Raw genomic sequence first — 12,498 nt, forward strand, 5'->3', positions numbered from 1 at the left:
CGCGTCGATGAAGCGGCACTCGTGGCCGATCTTCTCCAGGTTGCCGAGGGCCTTCTCCTCGATCGTGGTCAGGCCGCCGGCGATGTTGCCCTTGGTCGGTCGGCCTGTGGGGGCGCGACCGCTGAGGGAACGGGATCAGCGGAACGGCGGCTCGTCGAAGCTGCGCAGCTTGCGGGAGTGCAGGCCGTGGCGGTCGGCGCGCAGGATGTCGAGGGCGGCGAGCCCGATCCGGAGATGCTCGCCCACCGCCCGCTCGTAGAAGGCGTTGGCCGCGCCCGGCAGCTTGATCTCGCCGTGGAGCGGCTTGTCCGAGATGCAGAGCAGCGTGCCGTAGGGCACGCGCAGGCGGTAGCCCTGCGCGGCGATGGTGCCGCTCTCCATGTCGACGCCGATGGCGCGGCTGAGATTGATCACCCGCCGCTCCTGGCTGAAGCGCAGCTCCCAGTTGCGGTCGTCGTAGGTGACGACCGTGCCGGTGCGCAGGCGCCGCTTCAGCGCGTCGGCCCGCTCCCCCGTCACCTGGGCGGCAGCCGCCTGGAGCGCGAGCTGCACCTCGGCCAAGGCCGGCACGGGCACGTCGGTGGGCACCAGCGCGTCGAGGATGCGGTCGCGGCGCAGATAGCCGTGGGCGAGCACGTAGTCGCCCATGCGCTGCGACTGGCGCAGGCCGCCGCAATGGCCGACCATCAGCCAGCAATGCGGCCGCAACACCGCCAGATGGTCGGTGATCGTCTTCGCGTTCGAGGGGCCGACGCCGATATTGACCAGCGTCGTGCCCTGCATGGCGCCCTCCGCGTCGCGGGCGACGAGGTGATAGGCCGGCATCTGGAACCGGTGCCAGGGCGAGGCGGCGATCAGCGCGTCCGGATCGGCATTCGCCGCCTCGTCGCGGCGCACGCGGATATTGCCGGGCAGGATCATCTCCTCGAAGCCCTCCGCGCCCGAGGCGAGGCGCTCCAGCCCGTGGCGGATGAACTGGTCCACGTAGCGGTGGTAGTTCGTCAGCAGGATCCAGGGCTGGACATGGCTCCAGTCGCAGCCGGTGTAGTGGACGAGCCGGCGCAGGGAGTAGTCGACCCGCACGGCGTCGAAGAGGGCGAGCGGGCGCGGCGCGTCGCCCCGCTGCTCCCACAGCCCGTCGGCCACCTCGTCACCGACGACGGAGAGCAGCGGCACGGGGAAGAAGGCGGCGAGGTCGGCCCCGTCCGGCGCGCGCCGGCTCTGGCCGATCCCGGCCTCCAGCACGTAGGGGTACGGGATCTCCTGCGCGCTCAGGCCGACTTCGAGCGCGGCGCCGTAATCCTCCACCAGCGGGCTGAGCTGGTGGATCAGGTATTCGCGGAAATGGGCGGGCTGCGTCACCGTGGTGGCGTAGGTGCCCGGCGCCTGGAGCTTGCCGGTGGCGCGGCTGATCCGCGGCATCGGCCCGGTCGGCTGATAGGTCACGCGGATCTCGGGGTAGCGGAACTTCAGCCGCTCGGCCGCGTCCGGCGGCGGCCCGCCGTCGAGGTAGCGGGCCAGCGCCTCGCGCAGGGCCCGCGTCGCCTCCGCATGCAGGGCGATCAGCCGCTCGACCGCGACCGAGACCTCCTCGACCGCCTCCATGGGGCGCAGTTCCTCGACCAAGCCGCTCTCCCGCTCGCGTTCCACCGGGCCATCCTATACCCGCGAGGACGGGGGCGGCACGGGGAAAGCGGGCGGCGATGAGCGGAGAACCGGGCGGCGGGGACGGATTCGGGCTGCGGCCGGGCGAGCAGGCGGTGAGCCTGCCCGAGCGGCACGATGCGGGCCTCCATTTCATCGGGCGCCTGCGCACGCCCTGGACCGAGCGACGCGACTGCCCGAAGAACGGCTTGCAGACGGAGGCGATCTGCACCGTCGAGGTCGATCCGGCCTACGCGGCGGGCCTCGCCAACGTCTCGGGGGCGAGCCACCTGATCCTGCTCTACTGGATGGACCGGGCGCCGCGCGGCCTGCTCGTCCAGCAGCCGCGCCACGCGGACGGTCCCCGCGGCACCTTCTCCCTGCGCTCCCCCGCCCGACCGAACCCCATCGCCCTCTCGGTGGTGGAGCTTCTCGGCATCACGGGCGCGACGCTCCGGGTGCGCGGCCTCGACTGCCTCGACGGCACGCCGCTCCTCGACATCAAACCCTACTACGCCTCGACCGATTCCCGGCCCGGCGCCACGGTGCAGCGGAGCGGCGCCTCCTGATCACGCCGCCTTCGGCGGCTGGATCCGGTAGCAGCCGACATAGAGGGCCGGCAGGAAGAGCAGCGTGAGCAGGGTCGCCGCCAGGATGCCGCCGATCATCGCGTAGGCCATCGGCCCCCAGAACACCTCGCGGGCGATCGGGATCAGGCCGAGGCTCGCCGCCGCTGCCGTCAGGAGGATCGGGCGCATGCGGTGGCGCGTGGCCTCGACCACGGCATCCCAGGGCGCGAGCCCCTCCGCCTCGCATTCCTCGATCTGGCTCACCAGGATCACGGCGTTGCGCACGATGATGCCGATCAGCGCGAGGATGCCGAGGATCGCCACGAAGCCCATCGGCTTGTCGAACAGCAGCAGCGCCGGCACCACGCCGATCAGGCCGAGCGGCGCCACCGAGAAGACCAGCAGCAGCTTGCCCACGCTCTGGAGCTGCACCATCAGGAAGAAGGCCATGGTGAGCAGCATCACCGGCACCACCGCGGCGATCGGGCCCTGGCCCTTGGCCGCCTCCTCCACCGCGCCGCCGGTCTCAAGGGTGTAGCCCTCCGGCAGGGACTTCACGAAGGCGTCGATGTCGGGCTGGAGCGCGGCCACCACGGTCGGCGGCTGTGTGTCGTCCATGATCGCGGCGCGCACCGTGATCGTCGCCACGCGGTTGCGCCGCCAGACGATCGGCTGCTCGAGGTCGTAGTCGATCTTGGCGAAGGCCAGGAGCGGCACCACCGTGCCGTTGGAGAGGCCGACCTGCAGACTCTGGAGCGTGTCGAGGGAGGTGCGCTCGATCGCGCGCGCCCGGCCGACCACGTTCACGAGGTAGATCGAATCGCGCACCTGCGTGATCGCGGTGCCGCCGACGACGCCGTTGAGGATGCCGGCGATGTCCTGGCTGGTCACGCCGAGCTGGCGCGCCTTGTCCTGCTGGATCTCGACGCGCAGCACCTTGCCGGGCTCGTTCCAGTCGAGGGTCGGCACGGCGACATGCGCGTTCTTCGCGACCACGCTGGCGAGGCCGAGGGCGTGCTCGCGCAGGCCCTGGATGTCGGGACCCGACAGCCGGTACTGGATCGGGCGGCCGACCGGAGGACCGAGCGAGAGCGGGTTCACGAAGACGTCGGTGCCGACGAACTCGGTCTTGCCGATCTGCTCCAGCCGCGCGAACACCCGCTCGCGCGCCTCCAGCGACTTCGTCACCACCACGATCTGCCCGAAGAAGGCGTTGTCGAGCTGCTGGTCGAGGGGCAGGTAGAAGCGCACCGCGCCCTGCCCGACATAGGAGCTCCAGCGCTCGATATCGGGGTCGCCCTTCAGCTTCTCCTCGAAGCGGTCCATCTGCCCCTTGGTCTCGGTGATGGTGGCGTTCTGCGGCAGCGTCAGGTCGACCAGGATCTCGGTGCGGTCGGACGAGGGGAAGAACTGCTGCTGCACGTGGCCCATGCCGACGATCGCTGCGCCCATCAGCCCGACGCAGATCAGCACGGTGGTCCAGCGGAAGCGCATGGCGACGCGCAGCACGGCGAGGAAGCTGCGGCCGAGCCGGCCCGGCTCGTGGGCATGCGCCTTCATCTTCGCGGGCAGCATGGTCACGCCGATCAGCGGCGCGAACAGCACCGCCACGATCCACGAGACGAGGAGCGAGGCCGCGATCACCACGAAGAGCGAGTAGGTGTACTCGCCCGCCGAGGAGCCGTTGAAGCCGATCGGCAGGAAGCCCGCCACCGTCACCAGCGTGCCCGTCAGCATCGGGAAGGCGGTGGAGGTGTAGGCGTAGGTCGCCGCCTTCCGGAGCGTGTCGCCCAGTTCGAGGCGGGCGACCATCATCTCGACGGTGATCATCGCGTCGTCGACGAGGAGGCCCAGGGCGATGATGAGGGCGCCGAGCGAGATGCGCTGCAGCGTCACGTCCATGACCTGCATGACCACGAAGACGATGGCGAGCACGAGCGGGATCGACAGGCTGACCACGAGGCCGGCCCGGACGCCGAGGCTGATGAAGCTCACCGCGAGCACGATCACCACCGCCTCGACCAGCGCCTTGGTGAAGCCGCCGACCGCCTCCTCGACGATCTTCGGCTGGTCCGAGACGAGGTGGATGCCGACGCCGATCGGGAGCTTCTCCTCGACGAGCCGCATGCGCGCCTTCAGGTCCTCGCCGAAATGCAAGAGGTTGGCACCGGGCCGCATGGCGATGGCGAGGCCGATCGCCGGCTTGCCGTCGACCCGAAACATGGCGGCCGGCGGATCCTCGTAGCCGCGGGAAATCTCGGCGACGTCCGACAGGCGGAAGAAGCGGTCGTTGACGCGCAGGTTGATGTCGAGGAGCGATTCCTCGGAGGCGAACTGCCCGCTCACCCGCACCGAGACGCGCTCGGGCCCGGCCTGGACGACGCCGGAGGCGGTGACCGCGTTCTGGCTCTGGAGGGTCTTGATGAGCTGGTTGAAGTCGATGCCGTAGCCCGCGAGCTTGCGGGTGGCGAAATCGAGGTAGATCACCTCCCTCTGGGTGCCGAGGAGCAGGGTCTTGCCGATATTGGGCACCTTCAGGATCTCGGTGCGCACGCCCTCGACGTAGTCGCGCAGCTGCCGGTGGGTCAGGCCGTCCGCCGTGAAGGCGTAGACGTTGCCGTAGACGTCGCCGAACTCGTCGTTGAAGAACGGGCCCTGCACGCCTTGCGGAAACCGGCCCTGGATGTCGCCCAGGCGCTTCCTCACTTGGTAGAAGGCCGGCTGGATCTCCTGCTTCTTGGTGGTGTCGCGGAACTGCACGAACACCGTCGCCTGGCCGGGCGTGGTGTAGCTCCGCACGTAGTCGAGGGCGTTGATCTGCTGCAGCTCCTTCTCGATCCGGTCGGTCACCTGCTCGAGGGTGTCGCCGATCGTGGCGCCGGGCCAGACGGCCTGCACGACCATGGTCTTGATCGCGAAGGGCGGGTCCTCCTCGCGGCCGAGCCTGGTATAGGCGAGTGCGCCGGCGAGCAGGCTGATCCCCATCAGGAACCAGACGAAGGAGCGGTGGGCGAGCGCCCATTCGGACAGGTTGAATCCGGTCGCGTGCCGGTCCGTCCCGGGCCGGTCCTGCGCTGCGCGGTCGGTCATGTCGGTGGGAGCGTGCATCACAGCGCCTCGTCGGACAGCCGGACCGTCTGGCCCTCGCTCAGGGAATGGGCGCCGGCGACGACCACGCGCTCGCCGGGATTGAGCCCCGCCTTCAGGGCGACGCGCTCGGCCTTGCGCTCGGCCACCGTCACGGCGCGCCGGGTCACGTGTGCGCCGTCGCCGTCGACCACCCAGACGGAATCCTGGGCCCCCTCGCTGACGAGCGCGGTCGCCGGCAGGTAGATGCGCGGCTCCGCCGGCCGCGTCAGGGCGACCGTGATGGTGGTGCCGAGGCGGAAGGCGGTGGGCGGATCCTGCAGGGTCATGCGGATGCGCCGGGTGCGCGTGCTGGCATCGGCGAAGGGCGCCACCTCGCGCACGGTGCCGATGGCGGTCACGTCCGGCGCGCTCTGCAGGGCCACGGTGAAGCGCCCGTCCTTGGGCATGGCGCCGACGAGCTCCTCGGGGATGTCCACCACGGCCTCGCGCACCTCCGGCCGGGCCACCGTCACCACGGTCTGGCCGGCCGAGAGGTCCTGGCCGACCTCGGCCCGGCGCTCGGTGACGACTCCGTCGAAATCCGCTTTCAGCTCGGTGTAGCCGATCTGGTCGCGGGCCTTCTTCAGGCTCGCCTGCGCCTGGGCGAGACGGGCCTGGGCGGTGTCGCGGTTGGCCACCGCCGCGTCGAGCTGGGCCTGGGTGACGTTGCCGCCCTCCATCAGGCGGCGGGTGCGTGCCTCGGTGGCGACCGCGTTCTCGGTCTGGGCGCGGGCGTCGGCGACGTCTGCCTCGGCGCGCGTCAGGGCGTAGCGCGGCACCACCGGGTCGAGGGCGGCGAGCCGCTGGCCCCTGGTCACGAGGTCGCCGACCGTGACGTCGCGGGCGACCACCCGGCCGCCGATCTGGAAGCCGAGCTGCGACTGGTAGCGCGGCTCGACCGTGCCCGCGAAGGGCCCGAACCGCACCGTGTCGACGGATTTGGCCACCGTGTAGAGGACCGGGCGGATCGGGGGTGCCTCGGCCTTCGCCTTCGTCTCGTCCTTGCAGGCGGCAAGAGCGGCGAGAAGCGCGACGGCGAGCGCCGTCTGCTGCGGGATGGGGAGCCTCATCGCACGGTCTCCGCGACGGTCACGGTCTGGCCGGGACGCAGGAACTGGATGCCGGCCACCACGACCTCCTCGCCGGCCGCGACGCCCGAGGCGAGGGCGATCGAATCCGGTCCGTAGCGATCGATGGCGACGGTGCGGGGGGTCACCGCGCCGTCCTTCGGGTCGCGGATCCAGACCGCGGGCCGCCCGCGCCAGCGGTAGAGCGCCGACCAGGGCAGGACCACGGCCTTGCGCGGCTGCCAGCGCCCGCGCCCGATCACCACGCTGCCGAGCGACATGGCCGGCGGCGTCTGCGCGATGCCGACCTTGACCCGCACGGTGCCCGAGGCCGGATCGACGCTCGGCGCGATCTCCCGCACCGTGCCGACCGCGGTGACGGCGGGGTCGGCCTGCAGCGTCACCTCGACCCGGTTCGAGGCCGGCGGCGCGGCGAGCAGCGCCTCGTAGACGTTGAAGACCGCGTCGCGCGGGCCGTCCTGCGCCACGGCCAGCACCGATTGCCCGGCCTGCACCACCTGACCCGTCTCCAGCGAGCGGCTCAACACGATGCCGGTCACGCCAGCCTTCAGGTCCGTATAGGAGAATTGCTCCTGCGCGGTGCCGAGGGAGGCCTTGGCCGAATCGACGGCGGCCTGGGCGCCGCGCAGCTCCTGCTCGGCGTTGTCGAAGGCGGGCCGCGTCGTGTAGCCGCTCTGCATCAAGGATTGCTGGCGCTGGAAGCTGAGCTTGGCTTGGGTCAGCCGCGCCTCGGCCGAGGTCAGTGCGGCCTCGGCATTGGCGAGGTTCGCCCGCTGCTCCTGCGGGTCGAGCCGGGCGAGCACCTGATCGGCGGTGACATGGTCGCCGACCTCGACGAGGCGCTCGGCGATCTTGCCGTTGGTGCGGAACGAGACGTTGGTCTGGGCCTGGGCCTGGATGTCGCCGGTGATCACCGCCTCGGACGCCACGGAACTCTCCGCGGCGATCGCGGTGCGCACCAGGGTCTGCGCCTTCAGCGGCACCTCGGCGGCCAGGGCGCCGCCGGGAGCCGGCGCGCCGAGGCAGAGCAGATGCACGAGGGCCGCGACGGGCGCGGCGACGGCTCGAGACGGTCTCGTCAACGCCGATTCTCCCTATCCGGCGGCAGCCATATCCGCTAGATTACCGACCGTCCAGACGGTTTCTAGTTGAATGTGGTCGACCTGATGAACAGCCCGCGCAGCCGGCGTCCCGACCGGGCCGACATCATCCTCGATGCGGCCGAGGCGCTGCTGCGCCGCTCCGAGCACCGCAGCCTGACCATCGACGCGGTGGCGGCGGAGGCGGGGCTGAGCAAGGGCGGCGTGCTGCATCACTACGCGTCGAAGGACGCGCTGATCGGGGCGCTCGCCGCCCGCAAGGTCGAGCGGATGCGCGCCGGCATCGCCGAGAAGATCGCCGCGCAGGGGTCGGCGCCGGCGGCGATTCCCCTCGCGGCGGTCGCCCAGGCGCGTGAGCTCTACACGGAGGAATGCGGCTTCCCGGACGCGCTGCTGCTGGCGGCGGCGGAGAATCCGGAGGCGGTAGCGGGCTTCCGCGCCTTCCTGGCGGAGCGCCTGGCGCATATGGCCTCGGTCGAGGGCCGGCCGGGGGCCGGGGGCGCCCTGGTCTTCGCCATCATCGGGCTGATGCTCGGCCGCTCCCTCGGCTTCCACCGGCTCGAGGGGGAGGAACTCGAACGCCTGTTCGCCGCCCTCGAGGTCCAGGCGCGGGAGCTGCCCGAGGCCTGATCAGCCTGCCGGATGCGCGTCGAGCCAGCGCAGCGCCCCGGCGAGGTCGATGCCGCGCTCCGCGCCGAAGGCGAGGACGTCCTCGCGTCTCAGGCGGCCGGCGCGCACCGCCCCGATCGCCCACAGCGTGAGCGAGCGGGTGCCGCTGCGGCAATGGGCGACGACGGGGCCGGGCGCTGCGGCGACGGCCTCGGCAAAGCGCCGGACCGCCTCCTCCGTGATCGTCGGGCCGGTCACCGGCAGGTCGAGATAGGCAAGGCCGGCCGCCTCCGTCGCCTGCCGCTCGGGCCCCGATCCGAGCTGGCCCGCCTCCTCGCCATCGGGCCGGTTGTTGATGAGAAGCGCCACGCCCTCCGACCCGAGCGCCGCGATGTCGTCCGCGCTCGGTTGCGCGGCGACGGAGAGCTTACCGTCGACGGGAATGCGCTTCATGAGGCGGGGCGCTCAGTTGTTGGCGGTCTTGAAGGTGTCGCAGGACCGGGTCTGGCCGCTCTTGTAGCCGGTCATGAACCAGCGCTTGCGCTGCTCGGAGGAGCCGTGCGTGAAGGAATCGGGCACGGCGTAGCCGCGGGAGGCCTCCTGCAGCTTGTCGTCGCCGATGGCGTTGGCGGCCTTCAGCGCCTCGTCGATGTCGCTCTGGTCGAGGGAGTTCCACTTGTCGTCCGAATTCCTGGCCCAGACGCCGGCGAGGCAGTCGGCCATCAGCTCGACGCGCACCGAGAGGGCGTTGGCCTCGCGCTTGCTCGAGGCCTGCTGCTGGCGCGCCTGGACCTTGGGCAGGATGCCGAGCACGTCCTGCACGTGGTGGCCGACCTCGTGGGCGATGACGTAGGCGTAGGCGAACTGGCCCTTCACGCCGAACTTCGTCGCCATGTCCTTAAAGAAGTCGGTGTCCAGATAGATCTTCTTGTCGAGCGGGCAGTAGAACGGGCCCATCGCGGCCTGGGCCGAGCCGCAGCCGCTGCGGGTGCCGCCGGTATAGAGCACCATCGTCGTGGGTGTGTACGACTTGCCCGTCTGGTTCGGCAGGATCTGGCTCCAGACGTCCTCGGTGTTGCCGAGGATCTTGGCGGCGAAGCGGCCGGACTCGTCGGTGGGCTGCTGGCGACGGCGCTGTTGCGTCTGCGGGTCCACCCGCTCCTCGCGGCTCTGGCCGCCGCCGCGCGTCATCTGCTCGGCGCCGCCGATCAGGATCGCCGGGTTGATGCCGGTGACCCAGCCGATGATCAGCAGCACAACGATGGTGCCGATGCCCAAGCCCCCGGCGCCGCCGCCGGGAAAGCCGATGCCGCCACCGCCACCCTCGCCGCGGCGGTCCTCGATGTTGTCCGAAGACCGGAAATCGTCCCAGCGCATCTGCCAGCCGCCCTGCCCGGCCGCCCACCCTGGGCGGTCCCTAGTAATGGCCGGGCAAAAGCCCCGGTTCCGTCGGAACGGTCAAGCCTTTCCGTCGAGGGCCGCGCGCAGGAGCCGGAAGTCCCGCCAGGCGAGCCGTTTCTGCACGGGTTGGCGCAGCAGATAGGCCGGGTGCAGGGTGGCGAGCGCCCGGACCTCGCGCGACGGCAGCCGGTAGGGGAAGAAGCGTCCGCGCGCCTTCAGGATGCCGTCCTTCGTTCCCGTCAGCGTCTGCGTCGAGGGGCTGCCGAGGCAGACGATGAGGTCCGGATCGACCAGTTCGATCTGCCGCTCGATGAAGGGCTTGCAGACCGAGACCTCCTGCGGCGTCGGGTTGCGGTTCCCCGGCGGGCGCCAGGGCACGATGTTGGCGACGTAGGCCGTCTCGCGGTCCAAGCCGATCGCCTTCATCATCCGGTCGAGGAGCTGGCCCGAGCGCCCCATGAAGGGCTTGCCGATCCGGTCCTCGTCGGCGCCCGGCGCCTCGCCCACGAACATCACCCGGGCCGCCGGATTGCCGTCGGCGAAGACGAGGTTCTTGGCGGTGAAGCGCAAGGGACAGGATTCGAAATCCTTGAGGATCGCCTCGAGGGCATCGAGGGACTGCGCCTCGCGCGCCCGGGCCCGGGCATCGGTCGCCGCCTCGTCGGGCTTGGCCGAGGCCGCCTGTCCGAAGGTGCGCGCCGGAGCGGGCGCACGGGCGGGCGGTGCCTCGCCCCGGGCGGGCAGGGACGGCCGGGGCGCGGATGCCTCGACACGGCGCGGCGCCGGTCTCGGCTCGGACCGCGCCTCCGGCGCCTCGGCCTCGCCGAAGCGGTCGTGCGGGCGCTCGTCCAGCACGGCATCGACCCCGGCCTCGCTGTGGAAGTCGAGATAGGCGATGAGGTCGCGCTGCGCTTCGGTGGACGGTGCCATCATCGTCATGTGGGGCGTCGCAGGCCTGTGGACAACGCGCGCCGCGGGTGGGCGGCAGCGGCGCGATGGCGCGCCTCACCTGCCAGGCAAGCCTTGCCATCCTACCTTGGAATGGGTTGAGGAATTGCTTGAAGGCAAGCCTGACAATACGGAGACAGGCGGAGATGCGCCAAGTCGGGTCGAGAGCCCGGCGCGGACGAACGATCAGGCCGAAGACAGGGCCGTCACGAGAGGCAGGAGACGAGGATGGCGCTTCCCGAACGCGAGGGGATGGATTTCGACGTGGTGATCGTCGGCGCGGGGCCGGCGGGCCTCGCCGCGGCGATCCGCCTGAAGCAGGGCGCGGCGGAGGCCGGCGAGGAGATCAGCGTCGTCGTCGTCGAGAAGGGTTCGGAGGTCGGCGCGCACATCCTGTCGGGCGCGGTGATCGATCCGTCCGGCCTCGATCTGCTGGTCCCGGACTGGCGCGACGACCCCGAGCGCCCGCTCAAGACCGCGGTCGAGCGCGACGAGTTCATGTTCCTGACCAAGAACAGCGGCGTCACCCTGCCGAACCTGTTCTTCCCCAAGCTGATGTCGAACCACGGCAACTTCGTCGGCTCGCTCTCGAACGTGACGAAGTACCTGGGCGCCCGGGCCGAGGCGCTCGGCGTCGAGATCTATCCGGGCTTCCCGGCATCGGAGGTGCTCTACGACGCGCACGGCGTCGTGACCGGCATCGCCACGGGTGATCTCGGCATCGGCCGCTCGGGCGAGCCGCGCGACGACTTCACCCGCGGCATGGAGCTGCGCGGCAAGTACACGATCTTCGGCGAGGGCGCACGCGGCTCGCTCACCAAGACGCTGATCGACCGGTTCCAGCTCAACGCCGGCCGCGACCACCAGAAATACGGCCTCGGCGTCAAGGAGCTGTGGCAGCTGGCGCCGGGCAAGTTCCAGCCCGGCCTCGTCCAGCACACCATGGGCTGGCCGCTGCCCAACAAGGCCGGCGGCGGCTCCTGGCTCTACCATTTCGACGACCACCTGCTCTCGGTCGGCTTCGTCACGCACCTGAACTACGAGAACCCGACCCTGTCGCCGTTCGAGGAGTTCCAGCGCTTCAAGACCCACCCGATGATCGCCGAGACCTTCGAGGGGGCCAAGCGCATCGGCTACGGCGCCCGCGCCATCATGGAGGGCGGCTGGCAATCGGTGCCCAAGCTCGTCTTCCCCGGCGGCTGCCTGGTGGGCGATTCCGCGGGCTTCGTGAACGTGCCGCGCATCAAGGGCTCGCACAACGCGGTGCTGTCGGGCATCCAGGCCGCGGACGCGATCGGCGACGCCCTGAGGGCGGGCCGCCAGGGCGACGAGCTGACCGCCTACGAGCAGGGCTGGCGCGACAGCCCGATCGGGCAGGACCTGAAGCGGGTGCGCAACGTCAAGCCGCTCTGGTCGCGCTACGGCACGCTGGTGGGCGTGGGGCTCGGCGGCCTCGACATGTGGGCGAACACCCTCCTCGAAGCCTCGCCCTTCGGCACGCTCTCCCACGGCAAGCCGGACCATGCCTGCCTGAAGCCGCTCTCGGAGGTGACGCCGATCGTCTATCCGAAGCCGGACGGCAAGCTGACCTTCGACCGGCTCTCCTCGGTCTACCTGTCGAACACCAACCACGAGGAGGACCAGCCGCCCCATCTTCAGGTGAAGGATGCGGGGCTGCAGAAGTCCTCGGAGCACGACGTGTTCGGCGGGCCGAGCGCGCGCTACTGCCCGGCGGGGGTGTACGAGTGGGTGGAGGACGCGGCGGCCAGCGGCGGCGTGCGCTACCAGATCAACGCGCAGAACTGCGTCCACTGCAAGACCTGCGACATCAAGGATCCGAACCAGAACATCAACTGGGTCACCCCGGAGGGCCCGGGCGGACCCAACTACCCGAACATGTGAGGACGCAAGCTTCCTGCGCTGTGCGGGATTGTCGTGCCCCTCGCCCCGACCGGGCGAGGGGCGCACTGACGGAATTCCGTTCACCGCACGGTCGATCGCGCCGGGAAA

At 70.8% G+C, this 12,498-nt stretch carries 10 protein-coding genes and 1 pseudogene; 3 read left to right on the plus strand and 8 right to left on the minus strand.

All coding sequences use genetic code 11. The annotated features are described in order from the left end of the window. Together MET9862_RS18105 and MET9862_RS18110 are read right to left on the minus strand one after the other, a co-directional pair. Positions 1–102 (minus strand): annotated as a pseudogene (locus MET9862_RS18105) (hypothetical protein); the annotation flags it as partial. 33 nt (positions 103–135) lie between these two features. Further along, positions 136–1,605 (minus strand): AMP nucleosidase, encoded by a 1,470-nt coding sequence (locus tag MET9862_RS18110; RefSeq protein WP_142584321.1) that lies wholly within the window; start codon positions 1,603–1,605, stop codon positions 136–138. A gap of 98 nt (positions 1,606–1,703) precedes the next feature. Here MET9862_RS18110 and tsaA point away from each other — a divergent pair, with 98 nt between their 5' ends. Further along, positions 1,704–2,213, plus strand: coding sequence for a tRNA (N6-threonylcarbamoyladenosine(37)-N6)-methyltransferase TrmO (gene tsaA, locus MET9862_RS18115; protein WP_142584297.1), 510 nt, complete (start codon positions 1,704–1,706; stop codon positions 2,211–2,213). Here the strand turns inward: tsaA and MET9862_RS18120 are convergent, their stop codons facing one another. Genes MET9862_RS18120 through MET9862_RS18130 form a run of 3 tightly spaced genes read right to left on the minus strand, consistent with a single transcriptional unit; the run spans position 2,214 to position 7,512 of the window. After that, on the minus strand, positions 2,214–5,303 hold the full coding sequence (locus MET9862_RS18120; RefSeq protein ID WP_142584322.1) for an efflux RND transporter permease subunit: 3,090 nt from the start codon (positions 5,301–5,303) through the stop codon (positions 2,214–2,216). Between the two features lie 17 nt (positions 5,304–5,320). Continuing rightward, the gene (locus tag MET9862_RS18125) at positions 5,321–6,412 is read right to left on the minus strand and encodes an efflux RND transporter periplasmic adaptor subunit (RefSeq protein ID WP_142584298.1); all 1,092 of its coding nucleotides are present in this window, start codon (positions 6,410–6,412) and stop codon (positions 5,321–5,323) included. Next, a complete protein-coding gene (locus MET9862_RS18130; RefSeq protein ID WP_142584299.1) occupies positions 6,409–7,512 on the minus strand; it encodes an efflux RND transporter periplasmic adaptor subunit in 1,104 nt (367 codons plus the stop codon). Before MET9862_RS18130 ends, MET9862_RS18125 begins: the two co-directional genes overlap by 4 nt. A 72-nt stretch (positions 7,513–7,584) precedes the next feature. Between MET9862_RS18130 and MET9862_RS18135 the strand changes: the two genes are divergently transcribed. Next, positions 7,585–8,160 carry a TetR/AcrR family transcriptional regulator gene (locus MET9862_RS18135; RefSeq protein WP_306438906.1) on the plus strand — a complete coding sequence of 192 codons (576 nt, stop codon included), beginning with the start codon at positions 7,585–7,587 and terminating at the stop codon, positions 8,158–8,160. Here the strand turns inward: MET9862_RS18135 and MET9862_RS18140 are convergent, their stop codons facing one another. From MET9862_RS18140 to MET9862_RS18150, 3 genes are all read right to left on the minus strand, one after another. Beyond that, entirely contained in the window at positions 8,161–8,592 is a 432-nt protein-coding gene (locus MET9862_RS18140; RefSeq protein WP_142584300.1) for a protein tyrosine phosphatase family protein, read from the minus strand. A gap of 12 nt (positions 8,593–8,604) precedes the next feature. Beyond that, on the minus strand, positions 8,605–9,516 hold the full coding sequence (gene ypfJ, locus MET9862_RS18145) for a KPN_02809 family neutral zinc metallopeptidase (protein WP_142584301.1): 912 nt from the start codon (positions 9,514–9,516) through the stop codon (positions 8,605–8,607). An 81-nt stretch (positions 9,517–9,597) separates the two neighbouring features. Beyond that, the gene (locus MET9862_RS18150; protein ID WP_438616628.1) at positions 9,598–10,479 is read right to left on the minus strand and encodes a uracil-DNA glycosylase; all 882 of its coding nucleotides are present in this window, start codon (positions 10,477–10,479) and stop codon (positions 9,598–9,600) included. 237 nt (positions 10,480–10,716) lie between these two features. Between MET9862_RS18150 and MET9862_RS18155 the strand changes: the two genes are divergently transcribed. Then, on the plus strand, positions 10,717–12,390 hold the full coding sequence (locus MET9862_RS18155) for an electron transfer flavoprotein-ubiquinone oxidoreductase (protein ID WP_142584302.1): 1,674 nt from the start codon (positions 10,717–10,719) through the stop codon (positions 12,388–12,390). The last annotated feature ends 108 nt before the right edge of the window (positions 12,391–12,498 follow it).

Origin of the sequence: Methylobacterium symbioticum (assembly GCF_902141845.1) — a bacterium.
Lineage (GTDB): Bacteria > Pseudomonadota > Alphaproteobacteria > Rhizobiales > Beijerinckiaceae > Methylobacterium > Methylobacterium symbioticum.

Excerpts from the sequence above, each read along its gene's own strand:
- MET9862_RS18110 (WP_142584321.1), bottom strand. The coding sequence starts at position 1,605 with ATGGAGGCGGTCGAGGAGGTCTCGGTCGCGGTCGAGCGGCTGATCGCC.
- tsaA (WP_142584297.1), top strand. The coding sequence starts at position 1,704 with ATGAGCGGAGAACCGGGCGGCGGGGACGGATTCGGGCTGCGGCCGGGC.
- MET9862_RS18120 (WP_142584322.1), bottom strand. The coding sequence starts at position 5,303 with ATGACCGACCGCGCAGCGCAGGACCGGCCCGGGACGGACCGGCACGCG.
- MET9862_RS18125 (WP_142584298.1), bottom strand. The coding sequence starts at position 6,412 with ATGAGGCTCCCCATCCCGCAGCAGACGGCGCTCGCCGTCGCGCTTCTC.
- MET9862_RS18140 (WP_142584300.1), bottom strand. The coding sequence starts at position 8,592 with ATGAAGCGCATTCCCGTCGACGGTAAGCTCTCCGTCGCCGCGCAACCG.
- ypfJ (WP_142584301.1), bottom strand. The coding sequence starts at position 9,516 with ATGCGCTGGGACGATTTCCGGTCTTCGGACAACATCGAGGACCGCCGC.
- MET9862_RS18150 (WP_438616628.1), bottom strand. The coding sequence starts at position 10,479 with ATGACGATGATGGCACCGTCCACCGAAGCGCAGCGCGACCTCATCGCC.
- MET9862_RS18155 (WP_142584302.1), top strand. The coding sequence starts at position 10,717 with ATGGCGCTTCCCGAACGCGAGGGGATGGATTTCGACGTGGTGATCGTC.